Origin of the sequence: Halomonas korlensis (assembly GCF_900116705.1) — a bacterium.
Taxonomy (GTDB): domain Bacteria; phylum Pseudomonadota; class Gammaproteobacteria; order Pseudomonadales; family Halomonadaceae; genus Halomonas; species Halomonas korlensis.
The window spans coordinates 57,343-77,577 of the sequence record NZ_FPBP01000009.1 but is presented as its reverse complement, the minus strand read 5'-3'; the positions used below and the strand labels follow the sequence as shown (position 1 = coordinate 77,577).

The 20,235-nt window shown below is 64.4% G+C and carries 14 protein-coding genes; 10 read left to right on the top strand and 4 right to left on the bottom strand.

Annotated elements, in window-relative coordinates; all coding sequences use genetic code 11:
- Positions 1-137: 137 nt before the first annotated feature.
- Both BM341_RS12690 and BM341_RS12685 read right to left on the bottom strand, forming a co-directional pair.
- On the bottom strand, positions 138-1,595 hold the full coding sequence (locus tag BM341_RS12690; RefSeq protein WP_089796440.1) for an aminoacyl-histidine dipeptidase: 1,458 nt from the start codon (positions 1,593-1,595) through the stop codon (positions 138-140).
- 68 nt (positions 1,596-1,663) lie between these two features.
- Entirely contained in the window at positions 1,664-3,880 is a 2,217-nt protein-coding gene (locus BM341_RS12685) for a tRNA(Met) cytidine acetyltransferase TmcA (RefSeq protein WP_089796439.1), read from the bottom strand.
- A 343-nt stretch (positions 3,881-4,223) separates the two neighbouring features.
- Between BM341_RS12685 and dctP the strand changes: the two genes are divergently transcribed.
- The 6 genes from dctP to BM341_RS12655 all read left to right on the top strand — a co-directional run bounded on the left by dctP (position 4,224) and on the right by BM341_RS12655 (position 11,440).
- Positions 4,224-5,336, top strand: a complete 1,113-nt coding sequence (gene dctP / locus BM341_RS12680) for a TRAP transporter substrate-binding protein DctP (protein ID WP_089796438.1) — start codon at positions 4,224-4,226, stop codon at positions 5,334-5,336.
- Between the two features lie 96 nt (positions 5,337-5,432).
- Positions 5,433-5,936, top strand: a complete 504-nt coding sequence (locus BM341_RS12675) for a TRAP transporter small permease subunit (protein ID WP_089796437.1) — start codon at positions 5,433-5,435, stop codon at positions 5,934-5,936.
- Positions 5,933-7,261 (top strand): TRAP transporter large permease, encoded by a 1,329-nt coding sequence (locus BM341_RS12670; RefSeq protein ID WP_089796436.1) that lies wholly within the window; start codon positions 5,933-5,935, stop codon positions 7,259-7,261. The genes BM341_RS12675 and BM341_RS12670 overlap by 4 nt, the downstream gene beginning before the upstream one ends.
- Before the next feature lie 176 nt (positions 7,262-7,437).
- Positions 7,438-8,748 (top strand): histidinol dehydrogenase, encoded by a 1,311-nt coding sequence (gene hisD, locus BM341_RS12665; RefSeq protein WP_089796435.1) that lies wholly within the window; start codon positions 7,438-7,440, stop codon positions 8,746-8,748.
- A complete protein-coding gene (locus BM341_RS12660; protein WP_089796434.1) occupies positions 8,745-9,497 on the top strand; it encodes an SDR family NAD(P)-dependent oxidoreductase in 753 nt (250 codons plus the stop codon). The genes hisD and BM341_RS12660 overlap by 4 nt, the downstream gene beginning before the upstream one ends.
- Positions 9,498-9,820: 323 nt before the next feature.
- Positions 9,821-11,440 carry an ABC transporter permease gene (locus BM341_RS12655; RefSeq protein WP_089796550.1) on the top strand — a complete coding sequence of 540 codons (1,620 nt, stop codon included), beginning with the start codon at positions 9,821-9,823 and terminating at the stop codon, positions 11,438-11,440.
- On the opposite strand, the gene BM341_RS12650 is transcribed toward BM341_RS12655, so the two are convergent.
- On the bottom strand, positions 11,327-12,526 hold the full coding sequence (locus BM341_RS12650) for an ABC transporter ATP-binding protein (protein WP_089796433.1): 1,200 nt from the start codon (positions 12,524-12,526) through the stop codon (positions 11,327-11,329). The genes BM341_RS12655 and BM341_RS12650 overlap by 114 nt on opposite strands.
- A gap of 245 nt (positions 12,527-12,771) precedes the next feature.
- On the opposite strand from BM341_RS12650, the gene BM341_RS12645 reads away from it, so the two are divergent.
- Entirely contained in the window at positions 12,772-13,800 is a 1,029-nt protein-coding gene (locus BM341_RS12645) for a Fe(3+) ABC transporter substrate-binding protein (RefSeq protein WP_089796432.1), read from the top strand.
- Positions 13,801-13,904: 104 nt separating this feature from the next.
- Here BM341_RS12645 and polA read toward each other — a convergent pair whose 3' ends face one another.
- On the bottom strand, positions 13,905-16,685 hold the full coding sequence (gene polA, locus BM341_RS12640) for a DNA polymerase I (protein ID WP_089796431.1): 2,781 nt from the start codon (positions 16,683-16,685) through the stop codon (positions 13,905-13,907).
- 170 nt (positions 16,686-16,855) lie between these two features.
- On the opposite strand from polA, the gene BM341_RS12635 reads away from it, so the two are divergent.
- The 3 genes from BM341_RS12635 (at position 16,856) to speA (ending at position 20,181) form a co-directional block, all read left to right on the top strand.
- The gene (locus BM341_RS12635; RefSeq protein WP_089796430.1) at positions 16,856-17,179 is read left to right on the top strand and encodes a DUF2782 domain-containing protein; all 324 of its coding nucleotides are present in this window, start codon (positions 16,856-16,858) and stop codon (positions 17,177-17,179) included.
- A gap of 123 nt (positions 17,180-17,302) precedes the next feature.
- The gene (locus BM341_RS12630) at positions 17,303-18,262 is read left to right on the top strand and encodes a homoserine kinase (protein WP_089796429.1); all 960 of its coding nucleotides are present in this window, start codon (positions 17,303-17,305) and stop codon (positions 18,260-18,262) included.
- The gene (gene speA, locus BM341_RS12625) at positions 18,259-20,181 is read left to right on the top strand and encodes a biosynthetic arginine decarboxylase (RefSeq protein ID WP_089796428.1); all 1,923 of its coding nucleotides are present in this window, start codon (positions 18,259-18,261) and stop codon (positions 20,179-20,181) included. Before BM341_RS12630 ends, speA begins: the two co-directional genes overlap by 4 nt.
- Positions 20,182-20,235: the final 54 nt, after the last annotated feature.

The window sequence follows — 20,235 nt, the reverse complement described above, 5'->3', positions numbered from 1 at the left end:
TATCTGGACCTGAGCGTTAGCCCAGCCAAGCCTTCATTTTCAAGCACTGTTTCAAGAACTATCTCAAGGACTATTTCAAGGACTATCATCGAGCGGGCGGGTAACCTCCCCGCCCGTGCTGTTCTCGGCCAGTTTGTTCAATCTGCCAAGTCTTCGATCAACCCGCGCAGCAGCATCCAGAACTCCTCCACAGAGGCCAGTTCCACGCGTTCATCGGGGGAATGCGCGCCGCGAATCTGCGGGCCGAAGGAAATCATGTCCAACTGCGGATACTTGCCCCCGAGAATCCCGCACTCGAGGCCGGCGTGAATTACCTTGACGCCAGGCTCGACCCCCAGCCGTTGCTGATGCAGGTGACAGAAGCGGGCCAGTAGCGGGCTTGCCGGATTCGGCGTCCAGCCCGGATAGGCGTGTTCGATATGGGTCTGCGCCCCGATCAGCGAGAACAGCGCCGCGAAGCGATCGGCCATGTCCTGGGTGGCGCTGTCACGCAGCGAGCGAACCAGCGCACACAAGTAGAACCGCCCCTTCTCCAGGCTGACCACGCCCAGGTTGTTGGATGTTTCGACCACACCGGGCAACTCGGCGCTCATGCGCTCGACCCCACAGGGCGCCACGTGCAGGGCGGCGATCAGCGCGCGGCTCGCCTGCTCGCTCAAGGCCTCGGCAGGCCGTTCTTCAACGCGTTCGAGCCCGAGCGTCACGTCCTCGTCGATGCCGGCCAACTCCGCACGCAGCGTGGCCTCGAGAGCGGTTATACGTACCCGGGCCGCCTCGATGTGCTGCGACGGCAGCGCCAGGCCAGCGAAGGCCTCGCGTGGCAGGGCATTGCGCAGGGTGCCCCCGTGATAGTCGATCAGCCGCGCAGCATAAGGCTCGAGGGCGCGCAACACTCGCACCAGCAGCCGGTTGGCATTGCCGAGTCCCTTGTGAATGTCGATCCCGGAGTGCCCGCCCGACAGCCCCCGCAGCGCAAGACGCATCGGCTGCTCGCTGTCGGTCAGCGCTACCGTGGGCCACTGCGCCTCGACGACCACATCCGCACCGCCAGCGCAGCCGATATAGACCTCCCCGCGATCCTCGGAATCCAGGTTGAGCAGCAGGCTGCCTTCCAGCCAGTCCTCGGCCAGCTGCTGGGCGCCGCCCATCGAGGTCTCCTCCTCGAGCGTGAACAGCGCCTCGAGCGGGCCGTGAACGAGGGTATCGTCCTCGAGAATCGCTAGCGCCGCCGCCACGCCCAGCCCGTTGTCCGCGCCCAGGGTGGTCTGATCGGCATGCAACCAGCCATCGGCCACATAAGTGACGATGGGGTCGCGGGTGAAGTCGTGAGGATGGTCGGCATTGGTCTGAGCCACCATGTCCAGGTGACCCTGGAGGATGACGCCCGGCGCGCGCTCATGGCCGGGCGTGGCGGCCTTGCACAGGCGCAGGTTGCCGAAGCCGTCGCGATCGTGTGCCAGCCCGCGAGCATCCGCCCAGCGCTCAAGCACATCGACCAATTCTGCCTCACGGCCCGAAGGCCGGGGGATGTTGCACAGGGTGCGAAAGTGGCGCCACAGCGACGGCGGCGAGAGCGTTTCGAGGTGGTCGTTCATGGTCAAGTGCCTTCAGGATGGGGTGGCGCTACCTTACCCACCGCGCCACGACCTGCAAAGCGGCGTGATCACGCAAGGTCTTCTCCCAGCGCCGCCACGGCTCGGCGCAGCCGAGCGATGGCCTCGCGCCTGCCCGAAAGCCCCTGGTCGGCAGCCAGCCGGGCAGCGTCGTGTCCCAGGAAGGCCCAGGCCACCAGCAGTTGCACGTCACTATCGGCGGGGTCTCTTCCGCTGGCCAGCGCTTGGCGCACCAGCGCCTGCAGCGCCGGGCGGGCCAGGGTCGGTTCCCGGTGGGCGAAGGCCACGTCATCGATATCACGCCGGTCCTGGGCGTCAATAGTCTCGCCCTCGCCACACTCGGCGACACCATTACCCTTGGCGCCCTCGGCCAGCAGCGCCGCCGCCACGGCCGGTGCGAGGTCGGCAAGCTCGAAGGCCAGCAGCCCCGGCAATTGGCGCTGAAAGCGGGCTCGCAGCGTGCCGCTCAGCTGCTGACCGCGCTCGCTCAAGGGCGAGACCATCATCAGCGCATGCTCGCCGGTGGCGGTCTCGCGGGTCAGGCCCAGGCGCACCGTGTGAAACCCCAATGCCTGCCAGAAGGCGATCAACCCCGGTTCGGCGCCAAAGCTCGCCCCCAGCAGGTCGAGGCCGTCCGTTCGGGCCTGCGCATGCTCGGCCTCGATCATCCGCCGCCCAAGGCCTTCGCCGCAACGACCGGGATGCACGGCGATGCGCACCACCCGGCGCAGCCGCGCCTCGAGCGCCTCCCGCGAGCCGGCATGGGCCGCCAGCGATTGCGCCAGCAGATGCCCGCGCGGGCGTCGCTCGCCACGCGCGACCCGTTCGGCCAGCGCGGGCGTAAAACCACCCTCGTCGCTGGTCACCACCACCGCCTGCGGGTCGCGGGCAAGCTCGTGGGACGCACGGGGTGCCAGGCCGGCCAGGCGAACGCCCGGGCCATCGAGAAGGCGACGCAGGTCCGCCGGCGTCGTGCGGTAATGCGCCTGTACCAGCAGGCCGAACAACAAGCGCAGACGGGCCTCGTCGGTCGCCAGGGCGTCGCGCGACCAACACTGCCACTCAAGCGGGCAGCGGCTGGGCAAGGCCTCGCCGGGCTCGGCATCCAGCATCAAGAGACGCGCCACCAGCGACTCGAGGGGGTCGCCTGCCGCCCAGCGGATCGGCTGGTTCAAGGTGCAGGCCTGCCAGTCGGGCGTGCGTCGTTCGAGCTGAGCGCGAAAGCGCAGCGCGAAGCCGCGCCCCGAGCCTTCATAGCCATGCACCGTGGTCGCGAAGGCGATGCGCGGAAACGCCTCGAGCCACCCACCGAGCAGCGCGGCCGGAATCGCCGCCGCCTCGTCGACCAGCAGCAGACTCCCCGCACCACCGGCCCCGCCGCGGCGGGCCAGCAGCGTCAGGGCATCCGGCGCCAGAAAGCGTACCGTCTGGCCATCCTGGTGAAACGCCTGGCCCTCGCGACGCCCGTTGGGGCAGAGGGCAGCCAACCGCTCGAAGAGCCCCTCGACGGCCGAGGGCCGCGGCGCGGTCACCAGCACCTGCGGCTCGCCGGCCGCCAACAGCCTTGCGCAGGCGATGCCTAACGCCGCGGTCTTGCCGCGACCGCGATCGGCGGTCAGCACCAGTGGACGGCGACGACGCAAGCGGGTGAGCCGCCGCACGGCGCCGGCCTGGTCGGCGCTCAGGCAGTCGCGGTCATCGACGGGGGCGGGTGGCAAGGATGAAGACGCCTCGGGAAGCCGGCAAGCTGCGGGGGCTTGCCCGACCGGCCATTGCATCACGGTGGGGTCGGCACGCAACAGGCGGGCGAGGCGCGCCAGATAGCGGGCGCTGAGCTGCTCGGCCCGCCAGGGATGCTCGGCCAGACGCTGGTAGTCGGCATCGGGGCACACGCCCCAATCGGGGGGCGTCATCAGCACCAGCAGGCCCCCGGCTTGCAGGGTGCCGGCCACGGCACCGAAGGCCTCGGGGTCGAAGCCGCTGTGCGCCGAGACGGCATCGATCACTACCAGATCCTGCTCGCCACCCAGCCGTGTTCGTGCGTGCTTCGAGGCCCGCCAGCAGCTTGGGTCGATACCGGCGGGGGCCTCGGCAGACAGCCACAGCGGCGCTTGCCAGGTAGGGGCTTGCCACAAGGACAGGACATGATCGCGGCACGCCCCGGCCTCGCCGGTAAGCCATACGAGCGCACGCCAGTGCTGCTTGATCAGCCGCTTACGCGCCTCCCAGAGAGGTTCAAGGGCATCCGGAACCGTCAATGAGGCCATCGGGCCATCAACTTTGGTCTAAAGCAGGCTGTCATTTCAACGCTGACCCTCCTCCTTGCGTTGCAGCAGAAATATCACACAAACGTTTCATCTACTTGATTTAGAGACGCAATTATCGAGAAACCCGGTCTTTTGGGTACGACGGTTTACGGTCGGAAGCTCTATAATCACTGTCGATACTTCTCGCTCGCGCATGCTAGCTTATCTGCTGTTGTCTGACTGCCTGGACGACCCGATCAACTTACCGTCAGGCGCCTGGTGTCGCGACGGCCAGGCAATGCGCAGGAAGGACAAAGCACAGCGAATGTTGTAACAAACAGAACAACCCAATGGGGAGCACTACATGAAGAAGATGAGCAAGTTCACGTTGACCGGTCTCGCGGCCGGCATCGCCCTGGCGGCCATGACCACCTCGACAGCGCAGGCCCAGGAACAGTGGACGATGACCACCACCTGGCCGGACAACCTCGACCTGATCCAGATTGACCGCCACTGGGTAGAGCTGGTCAACAAGCTCGCCGGTGACGAATTGCAGATCGAGTTCCGCGCCGGCGGCACCCTGATGCCTGGCACCGAAGTGTTCGACGCCACCGAGACCGGCAGCATCGAGGCCGCCGGCGACTGGCCCGGTTACTGGGCCGGCCTGAGCCCGGCCTTCTCGCCATTGGCCACCACCACCAGCTTGTTCAACGGCGTGGACTATCTCAACTGGATCAACCAGTGGGGTGGCTGGGATCTCTACCAGGAGGTCTACGGCGAGTACAACATGGTCTACCTGCCCTACGGTATCACCAACAACGAGTCCGGCTTCATGGGTGGCACGCCGATCGAGAGCATTGCCGATCTTGAGGGCAAGCGCCTGCGCCTCTCCGGCCGTGACCAGGGTCGTGTGCTCGAGGAACTGGGCGGCTCCCAGGTCACCCTGGCCGGGGGTGAGGTCTACCAGGCCATCGAGCGTGGTGTCATCGATGCCGGTGAGTTCTCCACTCCGGGCGTCGATTACCAGGCGGGCTTCGCCGAAGTGGCCGACCACTGGTCCGTACCCGGCTGGCACCAGTCTGCCAGCGTGTTCGGCGTGATGATCAACAAGGACGCCTGGGATGCTCTCTCCGAGGAAACCCAGGAGAAGCTGAAGATCGCCGCCGAGGCCACCATGACCTGGTCGCTGGCCTGGTCAGAGCGCGAGTCCACCGAGGGCACCCAGTCCTTCATCGACGACGGTGTGGAGATTCATCAGTTGCCCGAGGAAGACCTCGAGCGCATCCAGGAAATCACCAACGAGGTAATCCTGCAGGGTGCGTGCGAGGATCCGATGCACGCCAAGGTTTACCACTCCATGGTCAGCTATCTGGAAGAGTATGCTACCTGGCGTGACATCTCGGCTCCCTTCAACATGAGCCGCACCATGGACAACTTGCCGTCCCTGGAAGAGCTCGAGGCCTGCATGAACCAGTAAGTGAGTCGAGCCGGGCTCCCTTGGAGCCCGGCCTCTTCCGGCGGCTACCGCGCCGTCTTGTACTCGTCTGCCTCGCCCGATTCCGAGAGCCTCACCATGAACGCCATTGCCAAGGCAATCGATTCCCTCAACGAGGGCTTCGGCCGCCTGATCGCTCCGCTACTCGCCGTGATCACGCTGATCGTGATCTATGACATCGCCATGCGCTTCCTCATCGGACGCCCCAGCGACTGGGCCTTCGACGTGACGAAGATGCTGTTCGGCGCCCATTTCATGCTGATGGCAGCCTACGGCCTGCGCCATCATGCCCATGTCGAGGTCGACGTGCTCAAACGCCTGCTCTCCCGCCGCAAGCAGGCCGTCCTCGATATCCTCGGTTACTTGATCTTCTTCATTCCCTTCATCTGGATGCTGATTATCTACGGCTGGGCGTTCTTCGAGCGCTCCTTCAGCCGCGGCGAGACCACGTATGGCATGGTCGCCATCCCCGTTTATCCGGTGAAGTCAGTGATCGTTATCGCCGCCGTGCTGATCCTGTTACAGGCGGTCGCCATCGTCATCCGGGCCATCCAGCAACTGCGCGAGGAGAACGCCGCATGAGCGCCGAGATGCTCACCCTGTTCATGTTCGGCGGCCTGCTGGTCGGCCTGTTCATGGGCCATCCGCTGGCCTTCGTGCTCGGTGGCGTAGCCGTGATGGGTGCCCTGCTGGGCCCCGGCATCAAGGTGCTCGGCACCTTGATCAACAACATCTATGGCAACTCCATCGACAACTATGTGCTGGTCGCCATCCCGCTGTTCGTGTTGATGGCACGCTTTCTCAACGACTCCGGCGTCACCGAGAAGATGTTCGATACCATGCGCCTGCTGCTGGCCAACCTGCGCGGCGGTCTGGCATTGACAGTCGTCATCGTCTCGGTGCTGCTGGCGGCCACCACCGGCATCGTTGGCGCCTCCATCGCCGTAATGGGCATGATCGCTCTGGTGCCAATGCTCAAGTATTCCTACAACAAGGAGCTGAGCACCGGGGTGATCATGGCCAGCGGCTGCCTGGGTATCCTGATCCCACCCAGCATCATGTTGATCCTGATGGCCAGCTACTCGCCGGTCTCGGTGGGGGCGTTATTCGCCGGCGCCTTGGTGCCGGGCGTGATGCTCGGGGTGATGTATGCGCTTTATGTGCTGATCATCTGTTACGTCAAGCCCAGCTACGGGCCGAAAGTACCGGCCGAGGAGCGCGCCGAGACCAGCACCGGCGAGCTGCTGGTCATGCTGGCCAAGTACGTACTGCCGCCCATGAGCTTGATCCTTGGCGTACTCGGCTCGCTGTTCCTGGGCATCGCCACCGCGACCGAGGCCTCGGCCATCGGCGTATTAATCGCCTTCGTGCTGTTCCTGATCTTCGGCGACCGCAAGGTCACTACCTGCTACAACACTCTGATCGATGCCAGCAAGACCACCACCATGGTCATGCTGGTGTTGGTGGGGGCTACCGCCTTCACCGGGGTCTTCTCCCGGGGCGGCGGCATGCAGGTGATCCATGAGGTGGTGATGGCCATGCCCGGTGGCACCACCGGGGCACTGATCCTGATGCTGTTCCTGGTGTTCATCCTGGGGATGTTCCTGGACTGGACCGGCATCGTGTTGCTCAGCTTCCCGATCATGCTGCCGATCGTCGAGCAGATGGGCGTGGATGTGCTGTGGTTCGTGGTCATGGTCGCGGTGGTGCTGCAGACGTCCTTCCTGACGCCGCCGTTCGGCTATGCGCTCTTCTATTTGAAGGGGGTAGCACCGCCCGGAGTCGAGATCATCGATCTTTACAAGGCGGTAATCCCCTTCTGTGCGTTGATCGTGCTGGCCTGCATCCTGATGGCCTTCTTCCCAGTACTGATCACGGGTCTACCGGCCGTACTGCTGGGTCGTTGATTGCAAGCCCGCAAGTCCCTACGAGACGCCCGTCGCCACCCGGCGGCGGGCGGAGGAGTCAATGGCAGGCGTGTGCAAAAGCGCCTAGCCTCGCGACATATCGCCAACGAACACCTGGGGATTGACTATTATCTCGATACCCCTTCGGGTCACGACATCACTATCGGGAGACTTCCATGATTCGTCATCTGAAATCCGGCGCACCCGCCGACACTCGCGCCGCCGCCGACCGTAAGGTGAGAGAAACCGTCGAGACCACGCTCGCCGATATCGAAGCCCGCGGCGACAACGCCGTTCGCGAGCTTTCCGAAAAATTCGACAACTGGTCGCCCGCCTCCTTCCGCCTGACGCAGGAGCAGATCGATCAGGCCATGTTGGAGGTGTCCGACCGGGATATCGAGGATATCCGTTTCGCCCAGGCGCAGATCCGCCGCTTCGCCGAGGCCCAGCTGGCCTCCATGCAGCCCGTCGAGGTCGAGACCCGTCCCGGGGTGGTGCTCGGCCACAAGCACCTGCCGATCAACTCGGTCGGCTGTTACGTTCCCGGCGGAGTCTACCCCATGGTCGCCTCGGCGCACATGAGCGTGCTCACCGCCAAGGTCGCCGGCGTCAAGCGCGTCGTGGCCGCCGCACCGCCCTTCAAGGGCAAGCCTCACCCGGCCATCGTCACCGCCATGCACCTCGCCGGCGCCGACGAGATCCTGGTGCTCGGCGGCGTGCAGGCCGTCGGCAGCATGGCCATCGGCACCGAGACCATCGCGCCGGTCGACATGCTGGTCGGCCCCGGCAATGCCTTCGTCGCCGAAGCCAAGCGCCAGCTTTTCGGCCGTGTCGGCATCGACCTATTTGCCGGCCCCACCGAGACCCTGGTGATCGCTGACGACAGTGTCGACGGCCTGCTCTGCGCAACCGACCTACTCGGCCAGGCCGAGCACGGCCCGACCTCCCCCGCAGCCCTGCTGACCAACTCTGAGGCCCTGGCCAGAGACACCCTGGCCGCCATCGACGAGCTGCTCGGCAAGCTCCCCACCGCCGAAATCGCCCGGCAGTCCTGGGAAACCTACGGGGAGATCATCGTCTGCGACAGCCATGAGGAAATGCTGCAGGTGGCGGACGATATGGCCTACGAGCATGTCCAGGTCATGACCGAGGACCCGGAGCGCTATCTCGAGCAGCTCACCAACTACGGTGCGCTCTTTCTCGGGCCGCGCACCAACGTGGCCTTCGGTGACAAGGTGATCGGCACCAACCACACCCTGCCCACCAAGAAAGCGGCGCGCTATACCGGTGGCCTGTGGGTCGGCAAGTTCCTCAAGACCTGCACCTACCAGCGCGTGCTGACCGATGAAGCCTCCGCCGAGATCGGCAGCTACTGCTCTCGCCTGTGCGCGCTGGAAGGCTTCTACGGGCACGGCGAGCAAGCCAATGAACGTGTGCGCCGCTACGGCAAGCGTGACGTGCCCTATGCCTCGTCGGTCGACGCATGAATCTGCCGCAACCCCCGCCCCTGCGCCTGGACGGGCGCAGGGCGCTCGTCACCGGGGCCAGCCAGGGCATCGGCCTTGCCGCCGCCTGCGCGCTGGCCCACGCCGGCGCCGAGGTTACGCTGGTGGCCCGCCATCGCGAGCGACTCGATGAAGTCGTCGCAGCGCTGGTTGCCGCCGGCCTTGCGGCCAAGGCGCTGGCGCTGGACGTCAACGACCGAGCCGCCGTGCGCGAGGCGCTTGACGGGCGAGAGTTCGACATCCTGGTCAACAACGCCGGCACCAACCGTCCCAAGCCGATCGACGAGGTCGACGACGAGGACTATGCCGCGGTGATGGACCTGAACGTGCGCGCCACCTACTTCGTCACCCAGGTGGTGCTTGAGCGGATGCCGCAGGGCGGCAGCGTGATCAACGTGTCGTCGCAGATGGGCCATGTGGGCGCGGCCAACCGCAGTCTCTACTGCGCATCCAAATCGGCGGTGGAAGGCATGACCCGCGCCATGGCGGTAGAGCTTGGCCCCCGTGGCATCCGCGTCAATACGCTCTGCCCGACGTTCATCGAAACCCCCATGACCCGCCCCTACTTCGCGCAGCCCGGCTTCCGGGAGGCCGTACTGGCCAAGATTCCGCTGGGACGACTCGGCCAGATCGAGGACATCATGGGCCCTGTGGTCTTCCTTGCCTCACCGGCGGCGGCCATGGTCACGGGCAGCGCGCTGATGGTGGATGGCGGCTGGACGGCGCACTGAGGCAACTGCATCTATCATCCCCAAACGTTCCAACCACAACACTACCCACCACGCCATCTCTCGCGACGCCACCTCACCCACCTGGCAGACGATCGGCGCGCTTCGACGGTGATCGAGGAGACGTGCCGAGTGTCGGATAGCTGCAGTCACCGGCACTAACTGATAATATTTGCAGTCGTCAGTATTTCGCATTGACCGTCTCACGATCCGTCATCCGCAAGGAGCCCCGCTTGTCCATTCCTGCCAGCGCTCGCCTGACGGCTCTGTCGCGCCGCCTCACGCCTCATTTCAGTGCCTGGACCTTGCTGATACTGCTGATTGCCATGATCGTCGCGTTGCCGGTGCTGGCGATTCTCTTTCATGTCTTTCTGCCCACCGAAGGCGTCTGGTCGCACCTCGCCAGCACCGTGCTCGGGCGCTACCTAAGTAATACCCTGTTCCTCGCCGTCACGGTAGGTATTGGCACATTGGTGATCGGCACCGGCACGGCGTGGCTGGTGGTGATGTGCCGCTTCCCGGGCAAGCGCCTCTTCGAGTGGGCGCTACTTTTGCCGCTGGCTGTGCCGACCTACGTGATCGCCTATGCCTACACCGATTTTCTCCAGGTCGCAGGTCCGCTTCAGACCTGGCTACGCGAGATGATGGGCTGGAGCTTTGGAGACTACTACTTCCCCGACATTCGCTCGCTGGGAGGCGCCGCGACCCTGATTACCATGGTGCTGTACCCCTATGTCTATCTGCTCGCGCGCGCATCCTTCCTGGAACAGTCGGTGTGCATGTTGGATGTCGGCCGCACTCTTGGCCGCGGGCCCTGGCGCCTGTTCTTCACCGTCGCCGTTCCCCTGGCACGACCGGCGCTGGTCGGCGGGGTCTCGCTGGCGCTCATGGAAACCCTCAACGAATTCGGCGCGGTCCAGTTCTTCGGGGTTGATACCTTCACCACGGGGATCTATCGCACCTGGTTCGGCATGGGCGAGCAGGTCGCAGCCGCCCAGCTCGCGGCCTGCCTGCTGCTGTTCGTCATAGCCCTGGTACTGCTGGAGCGCTGGACGCGAGGCAAGCGGGAATACTTCCATACCTCCAGCCGCTATCAGCAGCTTCCTGAATATCGGCTACATGGTTGGAGGGCCCTCGGCGCCGTTGCAGCCTGCCTGTTGCCGGTCCTGATCGGCTTCCTGATTCCCAGCGGCCTGCTCGCGCATCTTGCCATCGAGCAGGGCGACTCCCTGCTCGGGGTACAATTTCTGGAGTTCGCCGGCAACAGCCTGGTCCTGGCGACCATTGCTTCACTGATCGCCGTCGCCATGGCCGTGCTGCTTAGCTATGGTGTACGCCTCGATTCCAGCCCGCTGACGCGCAATGCCACGCGGATTGCTTCGCTGGGCTACGCGATTCCCGGCTCGGTGGTCGCGGTGGGTATCCTGATCCCCTTCGCCTGGCTGGACGACACCCTGAACCGCTGGCTGCAGGCGAATTACGGGATGATCGCCGGGCTGATCTTCAGCGGATCGGCCTTCATTCTGATCTACGCTTACGTGGTGCGTTTCCTGGCGGTGTCGTTCAATGCGGTGGAGGCGAGCCTTGGTAAAGTGACGCCGAGCATGGATGCTGCGGCCCGCACCTTGGGACAGAGCGCGGGCGGCACGCTACGGCGGGTTCACACGCCCATCATGCGCGGCAGCCTGCTGGCCGCAGGGATTCTGGTGTTCGTGGATGTCATGAAGGAGCTGCCGGCAACCATCATCCTGCGCCCCTTCAACTTTGACACCCTGGCGGTCAGGGCCCATAACCTCGCCTCGGACGAACGGCTCGCCGAGGCGGCGACGTCGTCACTGGCGATCGTCGTAGTGGGCATACTCCCGGTCATCCTGCTCAGCATCGCCATGCGCAAGTCCCGCCCCGGCAACAACACGTCGACCGGCCGGAAAGACGAACACCTGTGAGGTGTCGAGGTGAATATCCACCTGCTGGCCTTCCGCGGGCAGGAAGACGCCAGGAATCCGGGCGTGAAGGTGCGCCTCGCGCCCGTCTTCCCCATGGGCGCAGAGGTGCAGCAGGCTGCTGCGCCCAAGCAGCTTGGCCATCACGATATGGCTGTGAGTATGGCGGGAGGCGGGCAGGTCGTGGCGCTCGGTGACCCGCAGCGCCTCGGGGCGAATCAACACCTGCACCGCTTCGCCTTCCGGTAGCCAGTCTGCCTCGACCTTGCCCACCGGGGTGACCACCCGGCCACCCGACACGACGCCGTCCAGCTGATTGACCTCACCGAAAAACGTCACGACGAAGGGATCGCAGGGAGAGCAGTAGAGCTCCTTGGGGGTGCCGGTCTGCACGATGGCGCCGTCACGCATCAGAGCGATGCGGTCGGCCATGAACATCGCCTCTTCCGGGTCGTGGGTGACCAGCAGGGCCCCGGCACCGACCTGTTTGAGCACGTGCAGCGTATCGTCGCGGATGCGGTCACGCAGCCGGGCGTCCAGGCTGGAGAACGGCTCATCGAGCAGCATCAGGGCAGGCGACGGCGCCAGCGCACGCGCCAGTGCCACCCGCTGCTGCTGCCCACCCGAGAGGGTGTGCGGATAGGCGTCGGCGTATCCGGCAATGCCCAGTTGCTTGAGAAGCCCCATGGCGCGTTCGGTGCGCGCCTCGCCGGAGAGTTGCTTGAGACCGAAGGTCACGTTCTGCAACACGCTCAAGTGGGGAAATAATGCCGAGTCCTGGAACGCCAGTCCGACATTGCGTTTCTCGGGCGGCAGGTGACGCTTGCGAGATTCGGCGATCGTCTGCCCGTTGAGGGATACCCGCCCCTGCTGAAGGGTCTCGAGTCCGGCGGCGATACGCAGCAAGGTGGTCTTGCCACAGCCCGAAGGACCCAATAGACAGACGACTTCACCTGGAGCGACATGCAGGTCGACGCCCTTGACGGCGGGCAGGCCATCGAACGCGTGCCGCACCCCTTCCATCGCCAGTACATTGGCTTCGGGCGTGGACGTATCGTCGATTGGCGCAAGATTCAGTTTACTGGTCATAGGCTAGGCACGCTCATCGCAGGACAAGAATGGCCCTTCCATCATACTCGCAATCGGCAGCGAATGCGTTTCGGATTGAATCGCATTCGACATTGACGGGCCCGTCATTTGAGAAAAACCAATGCACTTTGGCATCGCTGGCAAGGCTTGACGGCGAGACGCCCAGGCGCTTCAATGGGCGAGTAGAGAATGCTAAACATTATCGTTATGTTTCATTGGTCGTTTTTTTATAAACGAGGTCACACATGAAGAACCGCTACCGACTCGCCCTTCCCGCTGTCGCCATCCTCGCGGGCTCGGCCGGCGCCGGCCAGGCGCTCGCCAACGAGGTCAACGTCTACTCGGCGCGCCACTACGACTCCGACGAAGCGCTTTACCAGGCCTTCACCGAAGAGACCGGCATTGAGGTCAATGTCCTCGAAGGCGATTCGGACCAGCTCCTCGAGCGTATCCAGCGCGAGGGCGTGGCGAGCCCGGCTGACGTGATGATCACTGTGGACGCCGGCCGCCTGTGGCGTGCCGAGCAGGAGGGTATCTTCCAGGGCATCGAGTCCGAGGTGCTGGCCGAGCGCCTTCCGGAAGCCATGCGTCACCCCGATGGGCAGTGGTTCGGCTTCAGCCAGCGCGCCCGCGCCCTCTTCTATAACCCCGAGACGGTCGATGAGAGCGAGCTTGCAAGCTACGAGGACCTGGCCGACCCCCGGTTCGAGGGTCAGGTATGCATTCGCTCCTCGAACAACATCTACAACCAGTCGCTGCTGGCCTCGCTGATCGCCCATCACGGCGAGGAGCAAGCCGAAGCCTGGGCCCAGGGCATGGTCAACAACTTTGCGCGCGACCCCGAGGGCGGCGACACCGACCAGATCAAGGGCGTTGCCAGTGGCCAGTGCGACATTGCCGTGGCCAACCATTACTACTATGTGCGCCTGCTGAAGTCGGATGACGCCGCCGACCGGGAAATCGCCGAGAAGGTCGAAATATTCTTCCCCAACCAGGACGACCGCGGTACTCACGTCAACGTGGGTGGTGCAGGGGTCGTTGAAGGCGCGCCCAACCGCGAGAATGCCATTCAGTTCCTCGAGTTCCTGGCCTCCGATGAGGCCCAGGAAATCTTCGCCGCTGGCAACTACGAGTTCCCGGTGGTCGAGGGCGTCGAGAAGGACGAGGTGCTGGAATCCTGGGGCGACTTCAAGAAGGACGAGCTCAACGTCAGCGAACTGGGCGAACATAACCCCGAGGCGATTCGTATCTTCGATCGCGCCGGCTGGCGCTAAGCCTTGCCCCTCGAGGGGGTAGTAAAGAGTCGTAATATCAAGGCCCGTGGCTGTGTAAACTGCCGCGGGCCTTTGCGTTGGCTTTTTTGCCGTGGTGCGGAGCCTCAGTGGGCCTCGTCCCAGTTCACGCCACTCTCGGCCTCCACGGTCAACGGCACGCTGAGCTCGGCAGCGGCCTGCATGCGGGCCTTTACCTTGGGGATGAAATCCTTGACCTGGGAATCCTTGACCTCGAAGACCAACTCGTCGTGCACCTGCATCACCATGACCGCATCAAAGTCCTCGCCGCCCAGCCAGGCGTCGACATCGATCATCGCGCGCTTGATGATGTCCGCTGCCGTCCCCTGCATGGGCGCGTTGATAGCGGTTCGCTCGGCCCCCTGACGGCGAGCGCGGTTCTGGGAGCGGATCTCCGGCAGATGCAGGCGGCGTCCATATACCGTCTCGACATAGCCATCCTCGGCGGCCTGGCTGCGGATACGCTCCATGTAGCGGGCGACGCCCGGATAACGGTCGAAGTAGCGGTCGATATAGGTCTGGGCCTGTTGGCGCTCGATCGTCAACTGGCGGCCCAGCCCCCAGGCGCTCATGCCATAGATGAGGCCGAAATTGATCGCCTTGGCGCTACGCCGCTGGTCGTGTGACACCTTCTCCAGCGGCACACCGAACACCTCGGCCGCCGTAGCAGCGTGGATGTCGCGGCCCTCGGCGAAGGCGTCAAGCAGGCCCTTGTCCTCGGAGAGATGCGCCATGATGCGCAGCTCGATCTGCGAGTAATCAGCCGCGACGATGCAATACCCCGGCCGCGCCACGAAGGCCTGGCGGATACGTCGCCCTTCCAGGGTGCGGATGGGGATGTTCTGCAGATTGGGGTCGGACGATGACAGCCGCCCGGTGGCGGTGACCGCCTGATGGTAGCTGGTATGCAGCCGCCCCGTCGCCTTGTTGACCAGCCGCGGCAGCTTGTCGGTGTAGGTGGATTTCAACTTGGAAAGCCCGCGGTGCTCCATGATCACCTTGGGCAGCGGGTAATCCAGCGCCAGCTCCTCGAGCACGGCCTCGGCGGTGGACGGCGCGCCCTTGGGCGTCTTCTTGATCACCGGGATCTTCTGCTCCTCGAACAGGATCTGGCCGAGCTGCTTGGGCGAGCCCAGGTTGAACTCGCGACCGGCGAGCTCGAAGGCCTGGCCCTCGAGCTCGCGGATACGCGTTACGAGCTCCAGGCTCTGAGCATGCAGCCGTTCAGGGTCCAGCGCCACGCCGGTGCGCTCCATGCGCGACAGCACCGGCACCAGCGGCAGCTCAATCTCCTCGAGTACGCTCGCCAGCCGCCCCTCGGCGGCCAGGCGCGGGCGCAGCTCGCGATGCAGCCGCAGGGTGATGTCGACATCCTCGCAGGCATAGGGAGCGGCCTGCTCCAGGGCGATCTGGTTGAAGGTCAGCTGCTTGGCGCCCTTGCCCGCGATGTCCTCGAAGCTCACCGTCTTCTCGCCCAGGTACTTGAGCGCCAGCGAGTCCATGTCATGCCGGGTAGCCGTGGAGTCGAGCACGTAGGACTCGAGCATGGTGTCTTCCAGCGGCCCTGAAACCTCGATGTCGTAGCGAGCAAGTACCGAGATGTCGTACTTGAGGTTCTGGCCGATCTTGGCCTTGCTGCCATCTTCCCAGAGCGGCCGCAGGGCTTCGAGTACCGCGAGACGGTCGAGCTGTTCGGGCGCATCGAGATAATCGTGCGCGAGCGGGATGTAGGCCGCCTCCCCCGGCGACAGTGACAGCCCGACCCCTACGATATCGGCTTCCATGTAGTTCAGGCTGGTCGTCTCGAGATCGAAGCAGAAGGCCTCGCTCGCCGCCAGGCGCGCGAACCAGGTATCGAACGCTTGCTGATCGAGGATCAGGTGGTCGTCGCGATCGGCGCTGCCGCCAGGCGCGTCCTCGCCCGTTTCGCTATGCGGCGCACCTGTCGCAACGGGCTTGCCGGCCGGGATGTCGTCGACCCCTTCGTCCTTGCCTTCAAGCAGCTCGGCGAGCCAGGCCTTGAACTCGAGCTCGCGATAGAGCTCGAAAAGCGCCGGGCGGTCTGGGTGGGCGATGTCGAGGTCATCGAGCCCCACCGGAAGCTCGCAGTCGGTCTTGATGGTGGCGAGCTGGTAGGACAGGAACGCCTGCTCGCGGTTCTCCTCAAGCTTCTTCGCCAGGGTCTTGGCGCCGCGGACTTCGAGCGTCTTGATCTTTTCAAGGTCAGCGTAGAGCGTCTCGAGACCGCCCTGCATGCCTTTCAGCAGCCCCAGCGCGGTCTTCTCGCCGATACCCGGCACGCCGGGAATATTGTCGACCTTGTCGCCCATCAACGCTAAAAAGTCGATGATCAATGACGGTGGCAGGCCGAACTTCGCCTCAACGCCCGAGACATCGAGCGTTTCATCCTTCATGGTATTGACCAAGGTGATGTGCGCATTGACCAGCTGCGCCATGTCCTTGTCACCGGTGGAGATCACCGCATCGCGGCCGGCCTCGGTCGCCTGGCGCGCCAGGGTACCGATGACGTCGTCGGCCTCCACACCCTCGATGCACAGCAGCGGCAGCCCCAGCGCGCGCACGCAGTCATGCAGCGGCGTCACCTGGGAGCGCAGGTCATCGGGCATCGGCGGCCGATGCGCCTTGTACTGCTCGAACAGCGCATCGCGGAAGGTCTTGCCCTTGGCATCGAAGACCACGGCCATGGGACTGTCGGGGTAATCCTTGATCAAGCGCTTGAGCATATTGATCACCCCCTTGATGGCCCCCGTGGGTTGCCCCTTCGAAGTGGCCAGCGGTGGCAGGGCGTGAAAGGCGCGATAGAGGTAGGAGGAACCGTCGACGAGAACGATGGGGGTGTCGGCCATGAATCGGCATCCGTTGATCTTGAACAGGGAATCGGGAACGTAGTGGCCCCATGATACCCGCAGCGCCAGGCTTTTACCGTCCCGGCGTTAGGCCATCGGGCCACAACGTCATACACTGCAGACATCCCGCGCAGGGAAAACGACGCCGCCCAGCGGCGCAGGAGGTCATCATGAAGCGTTATACCCACCTTGCCCCGGTTGTTCTCGCGCCGGTTCTCGCCCCGATTCTCGCTATGGCGTTGTCGCTGGGGCTTGGGGCCTCGTCGACGGCACTGGCGCAATCCTCAACCGACGTCACGCCGGATATCACCATCCGCCAGGAAGACGACCGAACCATCCGCGAATATCGGGTCAACGGCGAGCTCTACGCGATCGAGATCAGGCCCTCCCGCGGTCCTTCCTACTACCTGGTGGACCACGACGGCGACGGTAACTTCGAGCGCCGTGATGGCGACCGCCTTGCCGTGCCTCAATGGGTTCTCAAGGAATTCTGACCCCATCCATGCCAGCATCGCCCCGCATGGCCCGCCCCCTCATGACAGGACCATCGGTCGAGCGCGTGCATCATATTGGCAAGTCGCTACAATGGGCGGCTTGGCAACCCGGGCGAGAGAGACATGGCCGTATTCACACCGCTTACCGAGACCCAGGTCGAGGCGCTTTTGAGCCGCTTCGATGCCGGTTCGTTGGTCTCGATGGAGGGCGTCGCCGCCGGCACGGAGAACACCACCTTCTTCGTCACCACCGACAGACGCGAGCTCGTCCTGACGCTTTTCGAGCAAGGCGCTTTCGATGAGCTGCCCTTTTTCGTCGACCTGCTCGACTACCTCGACGAACATCGCCTGCCGGTCCCGGGACCGCTGCATGACCGCGACGGGGTAGCCCTGCATCGTCTCGCCGACAAGCCGGCGCTGCTTTTCCCTCGACTTCCCGGCAAGCACCCGCATGCCCCCAACCTGACGCAGTGCCGTGCCTTGGGCGATACGCTGGGGCGCATGCATCAGGTCTCGCAGCATTTTACCGGCCACCGCCCCAACCCGCGCGACTTGCATTGGCTGCTGCCGATGCATCACAAGGTACTGGTCTACCTGTCGCCGGACGACCAGGCTCTGATGAAGGACGAAGTGGAAACCTATCAGGGTGTGTTCGGTACGGGACCCGAGCTGCCCCAGGGCGCCCTGCACGGTGACCTGTTTCGCGATAACACCCTGTTCGATGGCGACCGCCTGGGTGGGCTGATCGACTTCTATAACGGCTGCACCGGCGACCTGCTGTTTGATCTGGCCATCGTCATCAATGATTGGGCCACCGAGCCCGATGGGCGGCTCAACGCCGAACGCCACGATGCCATTCTTCGGGCGTATCTGGCCCGCCGCCCGCTTACCCATGCCGAGCGCGAGGAATGGCCAATGATGCTGCGCATGACCGCGCTGCGTTATTGGCTCTCGCGCCTGCTGGTGGTCTACGTCGACCCACCGGCCCACGACCTGACCCCCCATGACCCCGAGCAGTTTCGCACTATCCTGCTCGCCCGACTGCAATACGGCGCCCTGCCATTGCCCGAGGACGCAACATGAGCCAAACCACCGGCAACCAAGGCGAACCATCGCTGCGTGCGCGACGCACCTGGAACATCGATCAATGGGGCAGCGGCTACTTTGACGTCGATGACGGGGGACATGCCCTGGTGCGACCGTTGGGTAACGAAGTCGAAGGACCCTCGTTGCCGTTGGATAGCCTGGCCTCCCAGCTGCGCGAGGCGGGCCTGCGCCTGCCGGTGCTGGTGCGCTTTACCGATATCCTCCATGACCGCGTCGAGCAGCTATGTGCGGCCTTCGATACGGCCATGCACGAGGAGACGTTCAGCGGTGGCTACACCGCCGTCTATCCGATCAAGGTCAACCAGCAGCGCCGCGTCGTCGAAGAGATACTGTCGACACAAGAGCGTGGCCGCGGCCGAGTGGGGCTGGAGGCCGGCAGTAAGCCGGAGCTGCTCGCCGTACTGGCGCTCTCGGCCGACGGGCCCTCTTTGATCGTCTGTAACGGCTACAAGGACCGCGAGTACGTCCGCCTGGCGCTGATGGGCGAGAAACTCGGCCATCACGTCTACCTGGTGGTGGAAAAACTCTCGGAACTGCCACTGATTCTGGACGAGGCCGCGCAACTCGACGTCACGCCACGCATCGGCATTCGCGCCCGGCTCGCCTCGGTGGGGCGCGGCCGATGGCAGAACACCGGTGGCGAAAAGTCCAAGTTTGGCCTCACCGCCAGCCAGATCCTGCTGGTGGTCGAACAGCTTCGCGAGGCGGATGCCCTTGCCAGCCTGCAACTGGTGCACTTTCACCTGGGCTCGCAGATCGCCAACATCCGTGACATCCAGCGCGGCCTGCGCGAGTGTGCCCGCTTCTACCAGAGCCTGGTGGCGCTGGGCGCGCCGGTGGATACCGTGGACGTGGGTGGCGGCCTGGGGATCGACTACGAAGGTACGCGTTCGCGCAGTTTCTGTTCGGCCAACTACTCGATGCTCGAATACGCCCGCAACGTGGTCAGTGCCTTCGCCCAGGCCTGCCAGGAACTGGCGCTGCCACCGCCCCACCTGATCAGCGAATCGGGTCGCGCCCTCACCGCCCATCATGCGGTACTGATAACCAACGTGATCGGTGAGGAGCGGGTAAGCGAGCAGGCCCCTCAGCGCCGGGTGGTGGGCGACCCGCAGGTCAACGAGCTGTGGCGAGTGCACGATGAGCTACAAACCATGCACGAGCCACGCGGCCTGGTGGAGGCTTGGCACGACCTGGCGCACGCGATGAGCGAGCTGCACGAACGTTTCGTCATCGGCATCGCCGATATCCTGGCCCGGGCCGAAGGCGAAGGCGTCTATTTCTCCGCCTGCGCGAGATTGCGTGGACAGCTCGATACCCGCAACCGGGCCCACCGGGAGATCGCCGACGAACTGGCCGAGAAGCTCGCCGACAAGCTGTTCGTCAACTTCTCGCTTTTCCAGTCGGTTCCCGACGTGTGGGGTATTCAGCAGATCTTTCCGGTACTGCCGCTGTCGGGGCTGAACCGCGAGCCCACGCGTCGCGCGGTGATCCAGGACATCACCTGTGATTCCGACGGTCGTATCGATGGTTATGTCGATGGTCAGGGGGTCGAGACGACCCTGCCACTGCCGGAATGGCAGGACGGTGAGGAAAAACTGCTGGGCTTCTTCCTGGTCGGTGCCTACCAGGAAATCCTCGGCGACCTTCACAACCTATTCGGCGATACCGATTCAGTCGATGCCGCCCTGGACGAGAACGGACACTGGACACTGAGCCATAGTCAGCAGGGCGACCGTGTCACCGATGTGCTCGGCTACGTCAATTTTGATGCCGAAGTACTACGCACCCGCCTCGCCGAGCAGCTCGCCGCGAGCCAGCTGAGCGAGGCGGAACAGCAGCACTTTCTCGACGACCTGTCCGCGGGTCTCGAGGGTTACACCTATCTGGAATAGCTACTCGAATAACTAACTCGAATAACTAGCTTGTAACTATCTCGTGTGGCCTTT

Coding starts and splice junctions, on each gene's coding strand:
- BM341_RS12690 (WP_089796440.1), bottom strand. CDS start 1,595: ATGAACGACCACCTCGAAACGCTCTCGCCGCCGTCGCTGTGGCGCCAC.
- BM341_RS12685 (WP_089796439.1), bottom strand. CDS start 3,880: ATGGCCTCATTGACGGTTCCGGATGCCCTTGAACCTCTCTGGGAGGCG.
- dctP (WP_089796438.1), top strand. CDS start 4,224: ATGAAGAAGATGAGCAAGTTCACGTTGACCGGTCTCGCGGCCGGCATC.
- BM341_RS12675 (WP_089796437.1), top strand. CDS start 5,433: ATGAACGCCATTGCCAAGGCAATCGATTCCCTCAACGAGGGCTTCGGC.
- BM341_RS12670 (WP_089796436.1), top strand. CDS start 5,933: ATGAGCGCCGAGATGCTCACCCTGTTCATGTTCGGCGGCCTGCTGGTC.
- hisD (WP_089796435.1), top strand. CDS start 7,438: ATGATTCGTCATCTGAAATCCGGCGCACCCGCCGACACTCGCGCCGCC.
- BM341_RS12660 (WP_089796434.1), top strand. CDS start 8,745: ATGAATCTGCCGCAACCCCCGCCCCTGCGCCTGGACGGGCGCAGGGCG.
- BM341_RS12655 (WP_089796550.1), top strand. CDS start 9,821: ATGATCGTCGCGTTGCCGGTGCTGGCGATTCTCTTTCATGTCTTTCTG.
- BM341_RS12650 (WP_089796433.1), bottom strand. CDS start 12,526: ATGACCAGTAAACTGAATCTTGCGCCAATCGACGATACGTCCACGCCC.
- BM341_RS12645 (WP_089796432.1), top strand. CDS start 12,772: ATGAAGAACCGCTACCGACTCGCCCTTCCCGCTGTCGCCATCCTCGCG.
- polA (WP_089796431.1), bottom strand. CDS start 16,685: ATGGCCGACACCCCCATCGTTCTCGTCGACGGTTCCTCCTACCTCTAT.
- BM341_RS12635 (WP_089796430.1), top strand. CDS start 16,856: ATGAAGCGTTATACCCACCTTGCCCCGGTTGTTCTCGCGCCGGTTCTC.
- BM341_RS12630 (WP_089796429.1), top strand. CDS start 17,303: ATGGCCGTATTCACACCGCTTACCGAGACCCAGGTCGAGGCGCTTTTG.
- speA (WP_089796428.1), top strand. CDS start 18,259: ATGAGCCAAACCACCGGCAACCAAGGCGAACCATCGCTGCGTGCGCGA.